This is a genomic window from Bacillus sp. FSL R5-0709, assembly GCF_038004785.1.
Taxonomy (GTDB): domain Bacteria; phylum Bacillota; class Bacilli; order Bacillales; family Bacillaceae_G; genus Bacillus_A; species Bacillus_A mycoides.
The window spans coordinates 919,635-941,622 of the sequence record NZ_JBBORT010000001.1; the positions used below are offsets into that span (position 1 = coordinate 919,635).

General features: G+C 34.5%; 20 protein-coding genes and 1 pseudogene. 18 read left to right on the top strand and 3 right to left on the bottom strand.

Annotated features, from left to right (window positions below; genetic code table 11):
* Positions 1 to 97: 97 nt before the first annotated feature.
* The 6 genes from MKX37_RS04650 to MKX37_RS04675 all read left to right on the top strand — a co-directional run bounded on the left by MKX37_RS04650 (position 98) and on the right by MKX37_RS04675 (position 3,187).
* Positions 98 to 373 (top strand): TIGR04197 family type VII secretion effector, encoded by a 276-nt coding sequence (locus MKX37_RS04650; protein WP_078206468.1) that lies wholly within the window; start codon positions 98 to 100, stop codon positions 371 to 373.
* A 40-nt stretch (positions 374 to 413) separates the two neighbouring features.
* Entirely contained in the window at positions 414 to 776 is a 363-nt protein-coding gene (locus MKX37_RS04655; RefSeq protein WP_078206469.1) for a DUF3958 family protein, read from the top strand.
* Positions 773 to 2,185, top strand: coding sequence for a T7SS effector LXG polymorphic toxin (locus MKX37_RS04660; RefSeq protein ID WP_341088782.1), 1,413 nt, complete (start codon positions 773 to 775; stop codon positions 2,183 to 2,185). Before MKX37_RS04655 ends, MKX37_RS04660 begins: the two co-directional genes overlap by 4 nt.
* Positions 2,186 to 2,198: 13 nt before the next feature.
* Positions 2,199 to 2,390, top strand: a complete 192-nt coding sequence (locus tag MKX37_RS04665) for a hypothetical protein (RefSeq protein ID WP_000171320.1) — start codon at positions 2,199 to 2,201, stop codon at positions 2,388 to 2,390.
* Between the two features lie 14 nt (positions 2,391 to 2,404).
* Positions 2,405 to 2,668, top strand: coding sequence for a DUF4176 domain-containing protein (locus MKX37_RS04670; RefSeq protein ID WP_033730878.1), 264 nt, complete (start codon positions 2,405 to 2,407; stop codon positions 2,666 to 2,668).
* A 117-nt stretch (positions 2,669 to 2,785) separates the two neighbouring features.
* Entirely contained in the window at positions 2,786 to 3,187 is a 402-nt protein-coding gene (locus MKX37_RS04675) for a hypothetical protein (protein WP_016119699.1), read from the top strand.
* A gap of 215 nt (positions 3,188 to 3,402) precedes the next feature.
* On the opposite strand, the pseudogene MKX37_RS04680 reads toward MKX37_RS04675, so the two are convergent.
* Positions 3,403 to 3,973, bottom strand: a pseudogene (locus tag MKX37_RS04680) (tyrosine-type recombinase/integrase).
* 360 nt (positions 3,974 to 4,333) lie between these two features.
* On the opposite strand from MKX37_RS04680, the gene MKX37_RS04685 reads away from it, so the two are divergent.
* From MKX37_RS04685 to MKX37_RS04695, 3 genes are all read left to right on the top strand, one after another.
* Positions 4,334 to 4,858: a hypothetical protein gene (locus MKX37_RS04685; RefSeq protein WP_002016512.1), complete on the top strand. Its 525-nt coding sequence runs from the start codon at positions 4,334 to 4,336 to the stop codon at positions 4,856 to 4,858.
* Between the two features lie 288 nt (positions 4,859 to 5,146).
* Positions 5,147 to 5,308 carry a hypothetical protein gene (locus tag MKX37_RS04690; RefSeq protein WP_002150223.1) on the top strand — a complete coding sequence of 54 codons (162 nt, stop codon included), beginning with the start codon at positions 5,147 to 5,149 and terminating at the stop codon, positions 5,306 to 5,308.
* A gap of 150 nt (positions 5,309 to 5,458) precedes the next feature.
* Positions 5,459 to 5,617: a hypothetical protein gene (locus MKX37_RS04695; RefSeq protein WP_002087303.1), complete on the top strand. Its 159-nt coding sequence runs from the start codon at positions 5,459 to 5,461 to the stop codon at positions 5,615 to 5,617.
* A 144-nt stretch (positions 5,618 to 5,761) separates the two neighbouring features.
* Here MKX37_RS04695 and blaIII read toward each other — a convergent pair whose 3' ends face one another.
* Positions 5,762 to 6,709 carry a class A beta-lactamase BlaIII gene (gene blaIII, locus MKX37_RS04700; protein ID WP_002016516.1) on the bottom strand — a complete coding sequence of 316 codons (948 nt, stop codon included), beginning with the start codon at positions 6,707 to 6,709 and terminating at the stop codon, positions 5,762 to 5,764.
* Between the two features lie 642 nt (positions 6,710 to 7,351).
* Positions 7,352 to 8,674 carry an MFS transporter gene (locus MKX37_RS04705; protein WP_078422028.1) on the bottom strand — a complete coding sequence of 441 codons (1,323 nt, stop codon included), beginning with the start codon at positions 8,672 to 8,674 and terminating at the stop codon, positions 7,352 to 7,354.
* Positions 8,675 to 8,899: 225 nt separating this feature from the next.
* On the opposite strand from MKX37_RS04705, the gene MKX37_RS04710 reads away from it, so the two are divergent.
* From MKX37_RS04710 to MKX37_RS04750, 9 genes are all read left to right on the top strand, one after another.
* Positions 8,900 to 10,489 carry an ATP-binding protein gene (locus MKX37_RS04710; protein WP_078422029.1) on the top strand — a complete coding sequence of 530 codons (1,590 nt, stop codon included), beginning with the start codon at positions 8,900 to 8,902 and terminating at the stop codon, positions 10,487 to 10,489.
* 19 nt (positions 10,490 to 10,508) lie between these two features.
* A complete protein-coding gene (locus MKX37_RS04715; RefSeq protein ID WP_033730885.1) occupies positions 10,509 to 11,186 on the top strand; it encodes a response regulator in 678 nt (225 codons plus the stop codon).
* A complete protein-coding gene (locus MKX37_RS04720; protein ID WP_078422030.1) occupies positions 11,183 to 12,151 on the top strand; it encodes a tripartite tricarboxylate transporter substrate binding protein in 969 nt (322 codons plus the stop codon). Before MKX37_RS04715 ends, MKX37_RS04720 begins: the two co-directional genes overlap by 4 nt.
* A 136-nt stretch (positions 12,152 to 12,287) precedes the next feature.
* Positions 12,288 to 14,138: a PDDEXK-like family protein gene (locus tag MKX37_RS04725; protein ID WP_078422078.1), complete on the top strand. Its 1,851-nt coding sequence runs from the start codon at positions 12,288 to 12,290 to the stop codon at positions 14,136 to 14,138.
* Between the two features lie 69 nt (positions 14,139 to 14,207).
* The gene (locus MKX37_RS04730) at positions 14,208 to 14,624 is read left to right on the top strand and encodes a hypothetical protein (RefSeq protein WP_063217477.1); all 417 of its coding nucleotides are present in this window, start codon (positions 14,208 to 14,210) and stop codon (positions 14,622 to 14,624) included.
* Positions 14,625 to 14,714: 90 nt separating this feature from the next.
* Entirely contained in the window at positions 14,715 to 15,659 is a 945-nt protein-coding gene (locus MKX37_RS04735; protein WP_078422031.1) for a helix-turn-helix transcriptional regulator, read from the top strand.
* A 211-nt stretch (positions 15,660 to 15,870) separates the two neighbouring features.
* Complete coding sequence (locus tag MKX37_RS04740; RefSeq protein ID WP_002010959.1) at positions 15,871 to 16,833, top strand: hypothetical protein; 963 nt, start codon at positions 15,871 to 15,873, stop codon at positions 16,831 to 16,833.
* Between the two features lie 99 nt (positions 16,834 to 16,932).
* Complete coding sequence (locus tag MKX37_RS04745; protein ID WP_078422032.1) at positions 16,933 to 19,467, top strand: McrB family protein; 2,535 nt, start codon at positions 16,933 to 16,935, stop codon at positions 19,465 to 19,467.
* Positions 19,442 to 21,886 (top strand): restriction endonuclease-like protein, encoded by a 2,445-nt coding sequence (locus MKX37_RS04750; protein WP_078422079.1) that lies wholly within the window; start codon positions 19,442 to 19,444, stop codon positions 21,884 to 21,886. Before MKX37_RS04745 ends, MKX37_RS04750 begins: the two co-directional genes overlap by 26 nt.
* Positions 21,887 to 21,988: the final 102 nt, after the last annotated feature.

Genomic DNA, 21,988 nt, shown 5'->3' on the forward strand with positions numbered 1-21,988 from the left:
TTGATTGCATGCCTAGAGCGAGTGATATTGATAGGGATATATATTTAATGAGATTTCTTTGATGCATTTGGAAAACTTATAGAAAGGGTTTGAAAGAATGGGACAATTTCAAAGTAATTTACAAACAGCAACGCAAATTGCTACGAAAATGGGATCAGCCTCTGATAGGATTCAAAGTGCAACAAGTCGTTCCATAACAAAAGCGATGCGTACAACATTATCTGTTAACTTCAAAGCACAAGAAGCGAATCAGCAAGTTTTAGACTTGACGAAACAATTTTCCGCTGCCTTTCAACAAGCGGTTGATAATATTCATTCGGTATCTAATGAATTTGAGAGAATGGATAACGAACTTCAAAATATTTTTCGCTAATGTGACAACCTACGTAAAGTAAAATAGTAGGAGGAAAAAGATGAGTCAAGATATTGAAAAACAAATTAATCAAGTAAATCAAAAGTTACGAAGTGTATTTGAAGAACAGGACCGAAATCAATCTGCGATTCAAGCTCAAGAACAAGCGGAAGCAGATTTTTATGAATGTAGAAGTCGGAAACGTCGTTTGTTTGATCGAATTTTAGGAACTTGGCATGGTGATAGAGAAATGTCTCAGTTTTTTATGAATACGTATCAAGATGCACAACATATTGAACGAAAAGTCACATTTGAATTGGAAAACAAAAAAGAAACGTTGCTTAAAGAAAGACGAAACCTTAGTGATTTAGAAAACGACCTTTCCTATCAACAACAACAATTAGCGAGGGAGGTCAATGCATGAGTTTAAATATGTATTTAGGAGAAGTACAAGGCCAAACTCAAAGCATGAATGCTGTATGTATCGCTACCATTCAAGGCATGGAACAAGTGATTCAGTCGATTGACGCTTTTGCAGTTGATACTGTGTTACAAGGGCAAACATATAGTAGTGCAAAAGCATTTTTTGTTCAAACCTTTCGTCCTTTAGCGCAAGGAATCATTTATTTATGTGAAGAATTAATCCGTCAGAATGATGCCTTTCCAAGTCAATTTCAATCACAAGTAGCTCAGGCAGATGTAATTGAACACGAGATATTAGAACAAATTCGAGAAATTGACCGAATGAAAACAAGTATGGAAGCTGTCAATCAAGCTATGCCAATGCCGGGTATGGATGCCATGGTAAATCTTTTTATTGTTATGAGGCAAAAACTGCAAGAAAAGCTGGATCATTTGTATCAATTCAATCAGACCTCTAGTAATAATTATAGTACAGCACTTCAATTAGCAACTAGTATTGCTACAGGTCTTGCGGAAGTTCAAAGTGGGAAAGGGTTTAGTGTCGTCAGCGGTACATTTAGTACACAAGGATTGAATATGGATTGGACGGGGCCTATTCAAAAAATTACAGAAGATAAATCTCATGCTGTTCAAATTGAAAAAGAAGCTGTTAAAAATGATTGGTTTTTGATGGATTCAAAAGTGGTAATGGAAACAGCTAATGGAGTAGCAACAGCTGCTGGATTAGGCGCTGCTGGATTAGGTGCTGCTGGATTAGGTGCTACTGGATTAAGTGCTGCTGGATTAGGTGCTACTGGATTAGGTGCTACTGGATTAGGTGCTACTGGATTAGGTGCTACTGGATTAGTTGCTACTGGATTAGGTGCTGCTGGATTAGGTGCTGCTGGATTAGGTGCTGCTGGATTAGGTGCTGCTGGATGGATTATTAATAAAGTTAATTTACAATCAATAACTGATGTGTTAAGTACGAAGTCTAATGAACAATATTTATATAACCATGAAAGTGGTCCATTATATGCTAAAGCTATAGGTGGTGAATTGAAAGCTGGAGCAATTGCTGGTGGAAGTGCTTCATATAATACTGTTAAAGTAGGTATTGAAGGTGGAGTAGATGTTAATGGAAGAAAATTAAAAGGAGAAGCTAGTTTAAGTATGGCGAATGCAGAAGTTTCTGCTAAAATAGATAAAAATGGATTTGAACTTGGTGCAGAAGCTTCTTTAGCAAAATATGAAGCGGGTATTGATATACCTATACCATTTACAGATCATGATTTGCATATTGGAGGTTCAGCTTCACTTGGACAAGCCGGTGGAACTGTTAAGGTAAGTTCAAGTGGGTTTAAAGTAAATCTTCCTTGGGGGCCTGGAGCAAGTCCTGTGGGTACAGGTGTTGAAATAGAGATAAAGTAAAGGAGTATTTTTAATGACTTTAGAAGGTTTGAAAAAAGTTTTAACAATTCTTTTTGTTATTTGTTTTTTTGGTACAATTATTTTTACATTGTTTGATGTTACATATAATTTTAAGGAAAAAATGATTTTTTCTTTAATATATTTAATTACAATTCCTATCAGTTTTTTAGTTTTATATAAAATAGGGAAAATTTTTATTAAATAAAGAGGTGAATTATTGTGGGAAAAATAGAAAAGGATACATTACTTCCAATTGGTTCGGTTGTGAAATTTAAAGCATGGGAGCAACCTTTGATGATATATGGTAGAAAACAGGAAGATTCAAAAACTAAGGAAACTTGGGATTATGTGGCTTGTTATTATCCTATTGGAAATGTTTCAACTGAATATAATATGTTTTTTAACCATGAATACATATCAGAAGTTATTTTTACTGGTTACATAAATGAGGATGAAATTAAGTTGCGTGAAGATTTAAAATAATAATTTGAAATTTATAACTATAATAAAATATATATATCTTAATGGATATAATTTTTTATTATAGTTATTTTTATAAGTTTAATGTTGAAAATTTTATTGGGAATAGAAGGGGTAATGATGTTGAAAATTTTTAAAAATACAATTTTATTTGTTTTGTGTTTAGTAATTCTTAGTGGTTGTTTTACAAGAGAGGGAACTATTGTTGGTGGTAAAGTTCATGGTTCTTCAGATAGTGTATCAGGTAGTATATCTGGAGATTATAGAAAATTTACTGGATCTGCAACTCAAGATAGGAAAGTTAAAAAAGGTGAGAATTGGATTTTTTCTTTTGATGATAAAACTAAACAAGGAACTATAATTGCTTATGTTGTGGATTCAAATGATAATACAATACTAGAGTTTAATAGTGGCGAAGGCGAAAAAAATATTAAAGTGCCTAAGGATGATACATATAAGGTTAAAATTAAAACGGAAGAACATGGTGGGGAATTTCGAATATCATGGAAAAAAGAAAAATAGTTTTTTGATTGAAAAAAGCATCTAAAGATAGATGCTTTTTTTTTAGTCTTTAATTAAATAGTTTTGAATCTGTATTCTGGTGAAATATATAGTAATCATGTTTTTTAAGTAGAAAATCGAGTGAGAATCAGCTCCAATTTAATTCAAAGAATTATTAAGTAATGTTTTTAAATCTGATTGTATATCAAATTTTTCTTTATGTTGATCATATATGATTAGATATAGAAATTATCTAGTATATTATCTTTTTCTTCTTTATTGATTCCAATATATTTAAGCGTAATTTGTGGTGTACTGTGATTGAGTATATCTTGTAACATGGCTACATCTTTTGTTTGTTTATAGAACCAATGGCCGAAGGTTTTGCGCATAGTATGGGTACCAATGGATTCTATACTGGCAAAGTCTCCGGCTTTTTGCAATTGTCGATAAGCCTGGATCTTACTAATGGATGGATCTCTTTTTCGGGATGGGAATAACCAGGTATTTTCTAGAGTTTGGTATACGAATAGACTTCATCAAAAATAGAAGTAAGATTAATCATGCGTTCTTTCTTTGTTTCCCCCTCTTTGATTTTGAATTCTTTTCTCTTTTTCCGTTTTAACTTTACTATGGTTCTGTTTGAATTTGGAGTAAATCGCTGACACTGAATCCTGTATGGATCCCAATAAGAGAGAGAATATAGTCTCGTTCAGAATAATGAAGTTTGAGAACCCATTTCATATCTTCAATCTGTTCTTTATTTCTGAGGGGGTGGACATCAATGAGATGTGGTTTTTTGTTCACGGATTTTTAACATCTTTATTTACAGTGTTTTGAATGTGAACTAATAATAAAAGTTTGCTTTCAAATTAGAAAAGGTTAGTCCCTCACTCCACTCCAGCTAAAAACCTCACACCCAAAAACAAAGGGGAACTCAATTGTTCAAGCTCATATAAAGTTTCAATTTTGTCTAAGCATCCATTAGGATATACAATTGATCATCTATTTTTCTTTACATAATCTCCAGATACAGTCCATATCAACTATAGATTCTTGTCTTATGCTAAATGTAATCAAAAAGCAAGTAGATAAAGATAATGACTAAAACATTAACTCTAGATACTTTTTTGATGAATATTACAAATAAACAGGAGGTAATGAAAAATGATTAAAACATTATTAGCAGGAGCACTTTTAAGTACAGGATTGGTAGCGGGAGGTGCAGTAGGTGCAGATGATGCGAAAATGGACAATTTAAAGTCAAATGAAAATAGTTCCAATCAAGTAATTACACAGAGTGCAGATGGAACAACGTCTTTCTCACAAAACTTTGATTTACCTAAAGATGCAGTGCCAGCAACTCCTAAAGGAGATGTAAAAACTGTTGAAAGAACAGAAGGTACAGGTTCTCAAGAAGGAAAAATGGTACCAACAAAAGAAGGTACAGATTCTCAACCAGGATTTGAAATGGGAGCCCCTGAAAAACCAGAACATGCAAAAACTGTTGAAAGAACAGAAGGTACAGGTTCTCAAGAAGGAAAAATGGTACCAGCAAAAGAAGGTACAGATTCTCAATCTGGATTTGAAATGGGAGCCCCTGAAAAACCAGAACATGCAAAAACTGTTGAAAGAACAGAAGGTACAGACTCTCAAGAAGGAAAAATGGTACCAACAAAAGAAGGAAATTAAATAATATATAGTTATAACGAAGAGCATCCAAAAGGGGTGCTCTTTTTATATTGTAGGGATTAACTAGTTTTACTCAATATAGAACTGTAGGAGGAATTGAGGCTAGAATATAGGTTACTGTCTCTTCAAATCATGGTGTTGGAAGCACTAGTTTTGGTGGTAACGTTACAACATAAACATTTTATTAGAGATTTTTTTAAATTTACATACACTCTAGATGGACTACATATCAACTTCAGATACTTGTTTTATGATACAAGTAATCAAACAAAAGGAGGGCAATACAAAATGATTACAACAGTATTAACAGGGCACTCTTTTAAGTACAGGAGATTATTAACAGGTGGAGAAAATGTTGAAGATGTACAGACAGATAAACATATTCCATATGAACAAAATGAATTACAGCAAACTCTAGAAAAGTACGATTCGAAGAAATTTGAGTTATAAAAAGAAAATAGATAAATATAGTGAAAATAGATAAATTGACAAGAGAAAAGCACTTTGTGTATATCACAGGTGCTTTTTATTTTCATTTTGATATAGGGCTTGAATTAAATTTTTAGACTAAAATATATACGGCAAAAAGGGGGGAGTTCATTGCACAAAGTTATTTATGGAATATTAATTTTAATTTATACTTTGTATTCATTTTTTGTAAGTGACGGAAGTGAAGTAAGGTTTATTATGGTGTTAACTATAGTACTTATCTTTTCTGTAGTTTTAGAAAAAGGAAATGCAAACAAAACGACTGATTAAAGGTCTTTTTGTTTGCATTTTTTAGTTGGCTATTAAAGTCCAGATGTTTTAGGGCTAGCACCAAATTTCGTTTTTGGGACATTATTACATTTTTTGTTGATGAAAACACCCGCCTAAAATAGAAAACTTTTAACCTATTATCATTTATTCCGTAGCTTTTAAGGTATTTAACACGACTTTGGTTGCGTCTGCAATAAGTTTATCATCGTATTTAGCATCCTCTTTATCATGATTAGAAAGTATAGCAAGAACAATTGGCTTTTTATTTGGTGGCCAAATAATTGCGATATCATTTCTTGTTCCGTAAGATCCCGCGCCTGTTTTATCAGCTACTTCCCATCCTTTTGGTACGCCCGCACGAATCAATTTATCTCCAGTTGTATTTCTCTTCATCCAATCTACTAATAGTTCACGTTTTTCTATTGGAAGTGCAGTTCCTAATGTAAATGATTGAAGTGTCTTAGCTATCGCTTCTGGTGTACTGGTATCATGTGTTTCTCCTGGATGCACTTCATTTAATTCAGGTTCAAATCGTTCTGAAGTAGTAACAGTATCTCCCATTTCTCTCAAGATTTTTTCAAATTCAGAGGGTCCCCCTAACTGTTTAAGAATCAAATTATGTGCTGTGCTGTCACTATATCGAACAGAAGCATCTGCAAGTTCTTTTAACGTCATTCCTGTATCAACATGCTTTTCAGTAATTGGATTATAATTAGAAAGATCTTCATGAGTATACGTAATCCTTTGATCAAGAGCTTCTAATGAGTTCTTGCGTAAAAGAGCGCCCACAGCTAATGATTTAGATGTAGATGCAAATGCAAAACGATCATCTGAATGATAAGCAACAGTTTGATTCGTACCTGTGTCCAGTGCATAAATACCAAGCTTAGCATCATATTCTTTTTCAAGTTTAGCGAAAGATTGATTACCTGTATTTTCTTGTTTAATTTGATTAGCTTGATTCGTTTGTTTAGGTGGTTCAGATTGAGTGTTACTATTGGAACAGCCTATAAGTGATACACATGAAAGTAATACTACAGGCACAATCTTTTTGTAATGTAAAATGTTAAAGAACTTGTTTAAAACGAACATAAATTTTCAACCTCTTTCAAGAATATATGGATTTTGTCTAGGTATTCTAAATACCAATGCAATTAAAGATAGCATAGGGTAACAATACTACTGCAGCTAAAATTTCACAGGTTAAAGGACATCCAAAACGTTTATCCCGTAAAAGCCCGATTGGTGAGGGCTGATAATCAGCGGGGGATGAACAAAACCCCACTGATTAAAGTTTCACTTTATATGATTGATAAGTCACGGTTTGGGTTATTTCTTTTTTGTTTTCACTTGTAATGGTTCACCTGTGAAAGTATTAAACTTGTAATACTTAACAGTAGTATTACGATGCATATTTTTCACTTTTTGGGATAATAAGTCCTTTCTTTTTTTTTGTAATACATAAAAATAGATGTCAAACGGGATATGTTGTATCCAATCTGGACAACTAATATTAGAAATACACTTATTAGACACTCTAAGGGATAAATTTGTTCCACTTTAAGATGAGGCAGAATTTGGGGTTTGTAAAATAACAATGGAACTATGTGTTTTTTCGTCATACAAAAACCTCTACATATAAGTAGAGGTTTTTAAATTGTATATTAATGAATTATGCTTTTTTAAATAAAGCAAATCGAGTTCGGGTAAACGAAGAACATAGAATACATAATTTTAACTAGATTTATTATTAGCTAGTTTATCTCCACCACTAAGCTCCGCCTCAATCTGCGAAGTTTTCGATGACTCATCCATACGCCAATACGTAATAAAGCTTATCGCGATACATCCAGCTACGTAGAAGTAGAATAGTGATTCCATTCCAATACTCTTTAGCCATAATGCGATGAACTCGGCTGTTCCGCCAAATATCGCAACGGTTAGAGCATATGGTAAACCTACGCCAAGTGCACGAATTTCAGTTGGGAAGAGTTCGGCTTTTACAATTGCGTTAATGGAAGTGTAACCAGTAACGATAATGAGGCCGACCATCATGAGTAAAAATGCTACGATTGGTTCTGTCGTTTTTTCCATGAAGAAGAAGATTGGTGCTGTTAGTAACGTTCCGAGAATACCGAAAGCCATTAATAGTGGGCGTCGTCCAATTTTATCGGATAATAGCCCTGCAATTGGTTGAAGTACGACGAAAATAAGTAGTGCGGCAAAGTTAATCCAGCTTACAACTTCTTTCGGGAGACCGACTGTGTTTACCATGAATTTTTGTAAATATGTTGTGTACGTATAGAATGCAACAGTGCCTCCTAGTGTTAGGCCGACTACTGTTAATACTGCTTTCGGGTGTTTCATAAGAGCGCGAACGGTTCCTGCGCTTTCGCGGTTTTTCGATTCCATATTTGAGAATTGCTCCGATTCATCCATCGTACGGCGAAGCCATAATACAGCTACTGCTCCCATCGCACCAATAATGAATGGAATACGCCATCCCCAAGCTTTCATATCTGGTTCGCTTAGTAATTGCTGAAGAACAATTTGAACGCCTAACGCGACCATCTGCCCAGCGACGAGCGTTACATATTGGAAACTTGAATAAAACCCACGGCGTCCACTACTAGCCATTTCAGATAAATACGTTGCGGAAGTTCCGTACTCTCCGCCGAGTGACAACCCTTGAAGTAAACGAGCAAGAACTAAAATAATTGGCGCCATAATACCGATGCTTTCGTAACTAGGTGTACAGGCGATAATTAAAGAACCACCGGCCATAACTGTAATGGAAAGCGTTAATGCTGCCCGGCGACCGTGCCGATCTGCATAGCGTCCCATTAATAAACTTCCGATAGGGCGCATTAAAAATCCGACTGCGAAAATAGCTGCTGTGTTCAATAATTGGCTCGTTGGATCTCCTTTAGGAAAGAACTCTGCTGAAAAATAAACAGCGAAAGCAGAGTAAACGTACCAATCGTACCATTCAATTAAATTGCCGACTGAACCTTTGAAGATATTGCCGGCGACTCGGCTTGATTTTGCTTGAGCCATATTAATTCCTCCTCTTACTTATAAATAAAACGATAATCATGAAAGCGTGTTCAATGTAGTTGAATTGTACTGTTCTTTAATTGAAATCTCAATATTATGACAATTTTATTCTTTTTGTACTTTATGTACATGGAGAGTTTTAATAGTTGCTTCATTATTAGTTTTGTCATAATAATAGAAAAAGGAGATTGATAGTTTTGAATATTTTATCAAAGGATATGGAGTATGAAGAAATCAAGTAAAGTATCATTGCAAACGAAAATAGTAAGCTTAATTATTACGTTAATTTTATTTGTCGTTCTCCTGTTAGCAGGGATATTTGTTTACATTCAGTCCGTTGATACGAAGCGCCAAGTGGAGCAGTTAGCACTGCAAACGGCGAAGTCACTTTCTTTTATGCCAGCTATAAAAGATGCTTTTCAATATAACGAGCATAAAAGTATCATTCAATCCATTGCGGAACAAGTTCGTGAACAAGCTGGTGCAGATTATGTAATTGTGGAAGATCGTTATGGGGTTATGTATTCGCATTCTAATTCGGATTTGATTGGTACAAAGAGTAACAATCCATATAACTATGAAGCACTTACTTTTGGAGGATATTATACGCTTGAAGGAAATGGTGAAAGTGGTCCAGCTTTAATGGCGAAGGCACCCATTATTGTTCATAACGGAGACTACGATCAAGTAGTAGGCGTTGTGACAGTAGAGTTTTTAATAAAAGGTATTGAATCTAACATACTGAGTAGAACGAAAGAAATCATACTCTTTTCTTTAGCGGTGTTACTAGTTGGAATTGTTGGCGGCATTCTTTTAGCACGTAGCATCAGAAAAGATACACTTGGTTTAGAGCCGAATGAAATTGCAGCGTTATATCGGGAACGAAGCGCGATACTACTATCTATAAAAGAAGGGATTATCGCCATTGATCAAAACGGTTTTATTACTATGATGAACACGTCGGCAGAAGAAATGTTGCATGTAAGTGATGACTATATGCAACAGCACATTTTAAAAGTTTTACCGAATTTTAATATGGAAAGAGTGCTAGAAAACGATCAAGAAATCGCATTTCAAGATAAAGTGTTTATTTTAAATATGACACCGATACTCGAAAATAACAGTACGGTAGGCGTTGTATGTAGTTTTAGAGATAAAACAGAATTGCAAAACCTTGTTAACACAATATCTGAGGTAAGAAAGTATTCTGAGGACTTACGCGCTCAAACACATGAATTTACAAATAAGCTTTTCGTCTTATCAGGATTACTTCAGTTAGGACATTACAAAGAAGCGATTGAATTTATTCAACAAGAATCTAATATTCATCAAAGCCAAAACCATATTTTATTTCATCAAATTCATGATGCGAAAGTACAAGCTATTTTATTAGGGAAACTCGGAACAGCATCTGAGAAGAAAATTGATTTTCATATTGAAGGAGATAGTGCGCTTCAACCGTTACCAGAACATATAAAAGTTTCGCACCTTATTACAATCCTTGGAAACATAATCGACAATGCGTTTGATGCGGTGAGTGGACAAGAGGAAAAGAGTGTTTCCTTCTTTGTTACGGATATTGGGCACGATATTGTGTTTGAAGTGATAGATAACGGGATAGGAGTACCAGCAGAAAAAATAAGTACCATTTTTCAAAAAGGATTTTCAACGAAAGGAAATAATCGTGGTTACGGGCTAGCAAACGTGAAAGAAATGGTAGATCTACTAGAAGGAACAATTGAAATTCAAAACGAGAAAAATGGGGGAGCTATTTTTACAATTTATCTTCCGAAAACATTGAGAGAAAGTACATGACAAACAGGGGGATGGGCATATGTTGAAGGTTGCAATTGCAGAAGATGATTTCCGTGTCGCGCAAATTCAAGAGGAGTTTTTATTAAAAATAAAGGACGTAAAAGTGATTGGAAAAGCATTGAATGCAAAAGAAACGATGGAACTACTACAAAAGGAAGAAATCGATTTACTTCTATTAGATAATTATTTACCAGATGGAATTGGTACAGACTTATTGCCGAAAATCCATGCTGACTTTCCAAACGTTGACGTCATTATGGTTACAGCGGCGAATGAAAACCATATGTTAGAAAAAGCAATTCGAAACGGCGTAAGCAACTATCTTATAAAACCGGTCACGTTAGAAAAATTTGTTTGCACAATTGAAGACTATAAAAGAAAGAAGCAATTATTACATAGTAACAATGAAGTAAATCAAGCACTTATCGATAACTTTTTCGGCATTTCGCAAACACAAGACGTAAAAAACTTACCGACAGGTGTAGATCCGCTAACACTGCAAAAAGTGAAAGGGATTATAAAAGGATTCGAAGAGGGAATTACAATAGAAGAAATGGGAGAACAAATGGGTGCCTCCAGAACAACCGCAAGAAGATATTTAGAATACTTAGTAGCGACAAACGAATGCACAGTAGAGTACACATACGGCATTATCGGACGACCAGAACGAAAGTATCGAATAGGACGGGGGTTATGAAAAAACGATTATTACTATGTATATGGATCATGACAGCAGTAATAGCTGGCTGTTCCTCAGAAAAACCTCACACAAATAAAGTGAACATCGACAAAGTAGAAATCGTTGCGCCAAACGTTCAAGGAGCAGGATGGGACTTAACAGCACGAGCGATGCAAAAAACACTCACAGAAGAAAAAATCTTCACAAAACCAATCACTGTCATAAACAAAGTAGGTGGCAGCGGTGATGTCGGATGGAAATATACGAAACAAAAAGGCGGTCACGTACTGGCGATTAACTCAAGCTTACTCATAACGAACAACCTACTAGGCCACAGTAAACTAACATATAAAGACTTCACACCGCTTGCAACACTCGCGTCAGACTGGGAAGTCGTTGTCGTATCAAAAGAATCAAACATAGAAAACGCAAACCAACTAATGGAACAACTAAAACAAGACAAGAAAAACTTCAAAATCGGCGTTGCCCCCGGCCTAGGAAACGACGATCACCTATCCTTCGTACAAGTAAGCAAAGCGTTCGGCATAAATCCTGCCGAACTACAATTCTTCGTCTACGAAAACAAAGAAAAAATTATAAACGCCCTAACGAACAAACAAATAGGCGCCGCAACCATGACCCTATCCGAAGCCGAAAAACAATACAAAGCTGGCAAAATAAAAATACTAGCCGTATCCTCAGAAAAACGGCTAGACAGATTACCAGAAATCCCGACGTGGAAAGAACAAGGAATTGATGTTGTATTTCAGCACTGGAAAGGGATTATGGGGCCGAAAGATATGACAGAGGAAGAGGTTTCTTATTGGGATGGTGTTATTAAGAGGATGGTCGAGAGTGATACTTGGAAGGGGATTTTGGGGGAGAGGGGTTGGGAGGGATTTTATAAGGATAGTGGGGAGACGAGAGGGTTTTTGGAGGAGAGTGTTAGGGAATATGGGGAGATGGTTAAATTTAATGATTAATGCATGTTTATTTGTAAAAAATAGGATATGTGACATAAATAATGCCATATTATAAGTTATAATTTACTTATAACAATTTATTAAAATGATTATTTAGGAGAATTGATTCACAAATTTATAAACGGCGGTGTGGGGAATGGATTATAATTTTGAGATTTTATCACTGTTAGATAATTCAATTGAGTTTGAGAAGTTACATAGTAAATTTAATCGTTTTAATCCTTTTAAAATATTGAAGGTAGATAAGTTTGAGATTAGGCATTCTAATATGATTGCTTGGTTGCTGGATCCGATGGAGAATCATCATTTAAGTTCTATGTTTGTAAATAAAATACTTTCTAAAACGTTTGTAAAAGCAGAGAATGAGGAATTAATTGGTCAATATAATTTTATTAAGTTACATAAGCAGTCTCTTCAAGATTTAGAAGTGTTCCGCGAAGTACAAACGAAAAATAATAAACGAATTGATATTTTGGCAATATCAGAGGTGCAAAAGGTTGCTATTTTGATTGAAAATAAATATAAGTCATCTGAATCAGATGGACAATTACAAAATTACATAAACTTTGTTAGCGAGAAATATGAAGGGTATACAATCATTCCAATCTTTTTAAGTTTAGATGGTAGCGCGCCAAGTCATAAGTCGTATCTTACTTTAGATTATGGGGATATATTAAATATCCTAAAAGGGCAATTGGAGATTTATAGTGAGTATACGTCTAGTACGATAAAAGATTTCCTTTCCTACTATATTGATATATTAGAGGGGGAACTTGTTCGTGATGAGGAAGACATTGAACTAGCGTTAACAGTGTATAAGAGTCATAAGGCCGCTGTTGATTTTCTATGCTTAAATGGTAACGGAAAAGTAGTTGGAAAGTTTGTTGATAAAGAGTTGTTACGTGCTGTAAAGAAATTGAATGCTGAAGAAAAAGAAGATCTTTGTAAAATTTATAAGAAGTATGCTGAAACGCTTCACTTTATACATGGAGCTGGAAATAGCGTCATGAGAGAGGCATTTTTACAGTTTGTAGAGAAAAATCAAATACAAGAAGATTGCTACCATGAACACATTCGTATTCCATCTTTCATCTTCGAAGAATGGAAACAACTTGATGAGATTGTTGGAGTTCCAAATCATGAGTGGTGGCTAAATAATGCTCTTATAACTTGGTTCGAAAGAAAAATAGATGGGCGTATGAAACTTATCGTTGAAGTTGGGCCGTTGGAATATAAGCAGAGATTAAAGTTACTATGCAAGTTAGAGGAAAATGGAATTACTATTAAAGAAAAATCAAAAGAAGCTGGATCCATGTATACAAGAATTTATGCTGGATATGAAAATATAAGTGATTGGGCAGATCAAGATGAAATTCTCCGTGTGATGAATGATATGTATAACAATGCTGATTTTAATCAAGTGGTGGCAGCTATAGGCGATACTATAAAAGGGCTTGTATACGGAGAAGAAGATTCTTCTTCTGAAATTGTTGCGATAGAAAGCATTCAAACAGATGCGGATACTTTAGCTAATGCATTTCAATTATTCGTCCATAAACAAAAATTCCAAGAAGGCTTTTACAATATTCATCACCGACTACCATCATTCATTATACCGGAGTTCCGCAAACTAGAAGAACAATTTGGAACACCGAAATGGAATTGGTGGTTAAATAACTGTGCAATTATGTGGTTTGAACGCTTGAAGGATAATAGATTGAAATTGACACTAGAAATTGGACCACTAGAATCACAAAAGAGATTAGCACTATTAACAAGGCTTGAAAGTAAAGGGAGAAAAATAAGCACAGCAGCGAAAAGGCCAGAAGCGTCGTATACAAGAATTTACACAAATACAAGTAATATAAGTAATTGGTCGGATGAAGATGTTGTTATACAGGCTATGAACGAGTTATTTAATGATACGGACTGTCAAAATGTTATTCAAATGTTAACAGATATCGCTAAAGAGGAAGTTCATATTTAAAAAGCATTGCCAAGTGCAGAGGGATGTACTTGGCAATTGTTTTAATGTAATAAAGGAGATTGGTCATTAATGAAATTAGCAAAAACACAGATACAACAATTTATATTAAAACAATTAGAGCGTTGTGAGTTGAAAGAACTAGATGTCGAGTTCGCAGTTCGAGGGTTGGATTTTGATCCAAACATGTTTATTCGTGCGGGAGAAATAGGATTAGAAATAGGTTTTTATAGATTGGTATGGAATAGTCCTGCTATACCAGATATGACAGGATTTACGCATCATATATTATTATGGGAACATCTAGAGGAATTAAGTGACAGTGAGAAAGCGGTGGAAATTAAAGAGAGTATTATTATGGTGGCTGATTTTAGAAAGAGGCGGTATCAGCAGTGTGAGTTTTGTAATACAAAGATTTTGCCCGAACATCTTGATAGGGATGGTGTATGTCAGGGGTGTGCTAGTGTGCATTTTGGGGTAATATATTGATATTTTAGAAGTATATATAGAAATAATTTAAAAGATGGTTCTATTCTTTTATACTTGAATGAGGATAGCTGAATAGAAACGAGGAATTATATGAGCAAATTAAGTAATTGTCTGTACATGATTGAACTCCTGCACGCGAGAGGCAAGATGAAGATTTGCGAATTAGCGGAGTTGTTAGAAGTAAAAGAGCGGATGGTCCGCATTTATCGTGATGATATTGAAATGGCTGGTATTAAAATTGATACAACTAAAGGAAGGGACGGTGGTTATTCTCTTTCAAATACATCGTTATTTCCTATTAAAAATATGTCTCAGCAAGAGATGGATGCGTTAACATTCTCTATTCAAAAACTAGTTTCAAAAGGTAATGACATTTATGCAAAGGACGCACAAGTAGCGTTAGATAAATTGAATGCAGTTCGGAAAGTTGAAACGAATAAAGATCGTCATATTTATTTTGTTCAAAGATCTAAGCCAAATTATGAGTTTTCTAATGAAAATCAAAAATATGTACAACTACAAGAAGCGTTATTTACAAGGCGTAAGGTGAAAATTCAATATGAAAAACGATTTGGTGAAAGATCAGAACGAATTATTGATCCGTACGGCTTTGTACACTACAACGAATTCTTTTATTGCTTAGCTATGTGTAATGATAAAAAGGAAAAACGTATGTTTAAACTATCTCGAATGAAAGATATTAGAATTTTGTATGATACATATAAAATACCCGATAATTTCGATATTCGAGAAGAATTTCCGAAATTCGGCCTTATGAAAGAACCATTAGAAGTAGAGTTGCTCATCTATCCGCCATTCGCTGCATCTGTACCAGAATCCATTTGGGGAGAAAATCAAAAGATAGAACATAATAATGATGGCAGTATCCTCTTTCGCGCAACGATGAGTGGGAAAGAGTCGATTAAGAAGTGGATTCTAGGTATGGGAGCGGCTGTAGAAGTAATAAAGCCTGATAGTTTCAGGGATGACATGATTAAAGAAGGAAGAAAATTGTTAAAGTTATACGAAAAGTAAACTGAAATATGTTTAAGAAAAATTTTTAAAAAATATTAATAGATTTTATAGAACTCCAATTACCTAGTGATAACTTTAGGTGATTGGAGTTTTTGTATACGAAAAAATCCATTAATAAGAAATTTTGTAATTATGTGACGTTATAATTACCGGATATGTTGTTAATATGGAGATGTATTAATGATTATATTAAGAAAAGGAGAGTAGGATTATGCAGGATGTGAGGTTATTTTTGTTTTATTTATTTTTAATTGTATTAGGAGGGGTGATATCTTACTTTCTTATAAATAAAGTGATCCTTCCGTCTTTAGAGAAAATTGGGGAAATAAGCGCAAAAAGATTAATGAGGAAGTCAAAGCGAATAATTAAACATGTTTTGCTGGTGTTTGAAGTGTTGGTTATCATAGTGACAATGGCACTAATCTATTTTGCTTTCCAGGTTATTATTGGGGCGGATATAGAAAAAATGAAATGGTCAATGTTAAGTGTAGTATGTGTTTATCCAATATTTATTGTAATAATTAGTCGGATTAAGTTGGACGTAGAAAAAGAGTTAGGTACTTTTAACAGTATTATCAAAAAAATAGTAGCAAAGATTAATAAAGAGAATTATTTAATAAATAGATTGGACATCCTATTTGGGAAAACAACACTTAGTTTAATGATTCATATCACAATAATATATGTTTTGTTCGTTGGTGCAATTAATTTTGAACATATGCCATATCAAATTTATTATATAGTAATTATTATATTGCCAGTTTCTTTAATAACTTTTATTTACTTTACCGATCGTGATTTAGTCTCACAAAATATGAGAAGAATCCTTAGTTATTTTTTATTAATGATGATAGCGCTTGGAAAAGGCTATAATGATTTTAAAATTTTGATGGGAATAGATACTCCCAATCAATTTAACGATTATTTAGTATTTCTTTTTTTAACAGTATTTATTGCAATGGATAGGTTGATAAAAAGTATTGTGGATGATTATATTGCTTATCATAAACCTGAGGGAAATACAGATTTTATTGCAATGGATAGGTTGATAAAAAGTTACTCAAAAGACCATTCAGAAGCTTCACCACTATTGTATGAGAATGGGAAGTTCCGAATGGATGTTGGGCCGAGTGAATTTAAAAATGAAGAGGATTATCAGAAGTATGTTAAATAATAGAGTAGAAAATCATACATCATGTTGTATGATTTTTCTTTTATACATAGTTTGGTAAAATAGTAGTAATTGTAATTAATTGTAACGGTGGGGATGAAAATGTTAGAGCAACTCATAATTGAATTGGCTAAATCAACGAAGCAGGTTGAAGATATAAAGGGTGATAAAACTTATTTGGTTATAAACAAAGATGATGGAGATTTAGACATTGAAATCAAATTTTTACGTGAGCAATATGAAAAGGAAACATCATCTTATTTTAAAGTGAGTTCTGAACTTCTTAAGGACGCTTGGAAAAAATTTATCGATATGCGTACGGTAAAGAGTGAGGATTTCGGACAAGCAAGTGAATGTAATGCTTTCTTAGTAGCTTTCTTTTCACAGCTTCCATTTGTGAATGTAACGGAATCAGGAGCTATTACATTTAAAGAGTTCCAAACTGATAATTTGCCATGTGAGCAGTATCATAAAGTTGTTGGATTTTTGGAAGAGGTAATAAACAATACGTACGATCCGAAGAATTTAAGTGATCAAACTAATGGTAATTTGTATAGAGTTAAATCTAAAGGAAGACAAGATTTAAGACTGCTGGGATTTTTAAATGATAATCATAATATTGATACGTCTTTATTAACCGAATATATTGAGGCGGGAAGTAAGAATGATGTTATTCGAAAGCTAGTTTTAAAGCAGGAGTATTTTCAAATTGCTCTGTTTGTACTTAATCTTTTAAAAGTGTATCCAAAGGCTGCTAAGAAAGCTACTTTAGTGGATTTAGCGATGACAATTGTCCGAAACTCTAGAGGAGATAATTTAATGGTAGAATCAGTAGCGAAAGAGCGTACGCATAATCTCTTAATGTGGTTTGAGCAATTGGAAGTAATTAATGCTGAATGGATTCCATCCGAACAATACATAAAAAAGAATGAAGAAAAGGGCGGTAATATGAGTAGTAGTTTACGTGAAGGCTTTTTAAAGATAATGAAAGAGTATTTGGATGCAAAAACAGAAAAATTTGCAGGACATAAATTAGGATTAACAGTCCGAAATGATATGGCAACAGAGATCATTCGGTTACCATTTATAAATGAGAAGCAGTACAGTGTGATAGGATCGGTTGGAAAAGGGAATTGGGCAACAGTTCCGTGGATTGCCCTAATGCATAGAGATATTACAACATCGACACAGAGAGGGTATTATATCGTCTATTTATTTAGCGAAGATATGCAACGATTATATTTGACCATTGGCCAAGGTGTAACAGAAACAACTAAAGAAGAGATGCAAAAAATTAAAGAAGAGATTCGAGAGCAAATACAAATGTCACAAAAGGTGAAAAAAGATGATGAGATCTTCCTAGGGACAAGTCCGAAAGCGAAAGGATATGCGAATTCAACAGCGGCTTATATTGCGTATGATGTTAATAAAATGCCAAGCGAATCAGAATTAGTTGAAGACTTGGAAGAAATGCTTCGTTATTATGAGGGATTTATTGCTTACAAAGAGGAAGGAACGAAATATGAAATGATCTATGAGAGGAAAGAAGTATATTTAGATCAGCAATCAATTATCGATCATGTGTCTTCTTATATTCAAAGTAAAGGTTTCTATTATGAGAAAAAGGATCTTATTAATTTCTTCCTTTCATTAAAGACGAAGCCGTTTGTGATTTTATCAGGCATTTCGGGTACAGGGAAAACGAAAATTGTTCAGTGGTTTGCGGAGAGTTTAGGAGCTATGGAAGAGAATGGACAATTTACGCTTATTCCGGTTCGACCTGATTGGAGTGATAGCTCTGATTTACTTGGTTATGTGAACCTTCAAGGGGAGTTTCAAGAAAGACCGTTAATTAAAGTTCTTGAAGCCGCAGATGCAAATCCAAATAGACCGTATTTTGTAGTGTTGGACGAGATGAACTTGGCTCGAGTGGAATACTACTTTAGTGATTTTTTAAGTGTAATTGAAAGTCGTAAATGGAAAGATGGAAAAATTGTTACGTCACCTGTTCTTCCAGAGTCAATTACGAATAAGCATATTACGATTCCGTCAAATGTATATATTATCGGAACTGTAAATATGGATGAAACGACACATCCGTTAAGTAAGAAAGTATTAGATCGTGCGAATACAATTGAATTTAATACCGTTAGCTTAGATTATTTTAATTTCTTAATGGATGTAGAAGAGAAGGAAGCTGAAATTGCTTCGAATCGCTCCTTAGCAGCCGAGTATCTTCATCTAAAAGATTGTTTTAAAGAAAACGAAGATCTTGTGAGGAATATATCAACTACTTTAATAGAAATAAATAAAACACTTGAATCAGTTGGGGCTCAAGTTGGGTATCGTATACGAGATGAAATTTGTTTCTATATGGCATACAACGAACAAGGAAAGTTATTGTCGTTCGATGAAGCACTTGATTATCAAATATATCAAAAGATTTTACCGCGTCTTGCAGGTAGTGATGGAAGAACAGAAGAGGTATTAAAGCAGTTGTATGTATTATGTGCAAATGAAGAATACGATAGTGGCAATAATGACGCTTCCTATGCGAAGTATCCTCGTTCAGCTAACAAGCTGTCTCATATGTTAAGGAGGTTCGAATATGATGGTTTCACCTCTTTCTGGATCTAATAATGAGATAGAGCTAGTTAAGATTGAAACAGAGGAGCTATCATTGACGATTAAAGGAAATCCTTATCATGAAAAATACGAGAGTTTAAAAGAATATCACGCCATGAACGCAGATGAGATGATGTATTTTCATGTAGAGGGGAAGGCAGAATCTGTTTCTGTATTTGATGCGAGATTGCAGAGGCTAGACGAATGGAACGAACACCCGCCAATCTTTTTTGAGAATAGAAGTTATCAGCTTGTTGTTGTTCCGAAAAATAATAGGCAGTTTTCTTTTTATCATGAACATCCGGGTTTTCGAAAACAAGTTAGTTCTATTCAAATGGGGTCACTTCATGTGTTAATGGGGAATCTTTCATTTCCGAATGAAGTAGGAAATACAACGTTTGAAATTAAAGATGATAAAGATACTTTATTAACTGTTACATTTGAAGTTTTTCCAGCAAAACTTGATTATAAGGATGATTACAGAGCCTTATTGGATGAAGTAAATGATGAAATTTATAATTTAGCGTTTCATTTACTAAAGAGAACTTACTTAGGAGCATCTGCAATTTACGCTACAAATCCATCGAAGAGTGAGTTTTATCGTATTTTAAATGATTCCTTTGAGCGATTTATGAAGTCGATCTCTCACATTAAAAGACAACCGCATCATACGCTTATGACTAGACATCAACTAGTACGAGGAGAAAAAATTCGTAAATTGGATTCTGTCGGAATGAACTATTTGCGAAAGCGACCACACTTGTTGCAAGGAGAAAACCATATACCGACTAAAGGGATTACAGCTTATAAGGAAGTGTCGTATGATACGCTGGAAAATCGATTTGTTAAATGGATGATTCAAAGAGTTGTATATAAAATAGATGATCTACTTAAGGCGCTAGAGCCAAAGTCTAGATATACACGTGGTATAACTGATGAAGATTTGCTAGAGCGTGTAAAAAATATGAAGTATCGAATGAAAAATGAATTGAATGATCCATTTTGGAGAGGGATCGGAAAATTGGATCGCTCAGTCTTTTCACTTGTTATCCAAATGGCGGCAGGCTATAGAGATGCGTATCAAATTTTCTTAATGCTATCGCGTGGTTTAACATTACGAGGGCAAATTTTTAAAATGTCGGTAAAAGATGTTGCTAGATTATATGAATACTGGACATATTTAAAACTCGGACAAATTTTATCAAAAAAATATATACCGCTCCATCAAGATGTTATTCAAGTTAAGCAAGACGGGTTATACGTAACGCTTGATGAAAGTAAAACTGCAAAAAGAACGTTCAAGCATCCAGTCACTGATGAAGTAATAGAACTTTATTTCCAGAAAAGAAACGGTAGACTACCAACAGTTACACAAAAACCAGATACGATGCTTGCTATTGAGAAAAAGGGGAAGAACTATCAATATCAATACATTTTTGATGCGAAATACCGAATTGATTTTGCTGAAAAGGCTCATTACAAAAGGAAGTATGGCACCCCTGGTCCAATGGAAGAAGACATTAACACAATGCACCGATACAGAGATGCGCTAGTAGTAGAACAAGAAGGACCATTTGAAAGAACAGCTTACGGAGCGTACGTACTATTCCCGTGGAACCAAGAGGAAGCGTATGAGAATCATCCATTTTATAAAAGTATCGAAAAAGTAAATATCGGTGGCTTCCCGTTCTTACCAAACGCAACAAGGCTAGTCGAACAGTTTCTAGATCATCTCATTGAAAAAAGCCCAGAAGAAATTATAAGAGAAGGCATCCTCCCAAGAGGAACAAAAGAAGAATGGCACTCTTCACTAGAAGAAAAAGTATTAGTAGGCAGCGTGAAAACTGAAAATGACTATGAAACATATAGAAAGAATGGCGTATATCAGCTACTAGTCACACAACTAAAACCAGGATGGCAAGAAGCAAAGTACATAGCATTATATGCACCGAAAAAATGGCATGGAGAAAAAGGCGGCGTTCAATACGTAGCCAAAATTAAACACATTCAAATGCAACAAAACGATGAGTATGTATATTTCGAACTAGAACCATGGAAAAAACTAGACCACCTCATCCGCCCAGTAGGATATGGCGTTCAAACATACACAATAACAACTATGTCGCTATTAAAAGAAGTACAAGAACTCCCGGAACTATTTATGAAATCAAAAGAAGAACGAACTCTTTGGAAAACGCTGCGTCGTTTTACGAAACAAGTTAAAGTTGAGTTGGATCATAACAACTTAGATGAGGCTTCTACTATTAAGAGTTATTATGTGCAGGATGTTCAGATTTGGGTTGATTATGAGGATGAGGTTGTTATGGTGGGGAGAGATGGGCGAGTTAAAGAGATTCCTTTGGAGTTGGTTGTTGGTAGGAGTTCGGTGTTGTTTAGGGAGGTTTTAGAAGTATTAAATGTTGGGGAATAGCACCTAGATATAAAGGTGATTAAGTCATGGATAAAGACCAAGTTTATTTTTGCATGGAACAAATGATTTTAGGTGAAGTGGAGAAACATTTAAATATTATAC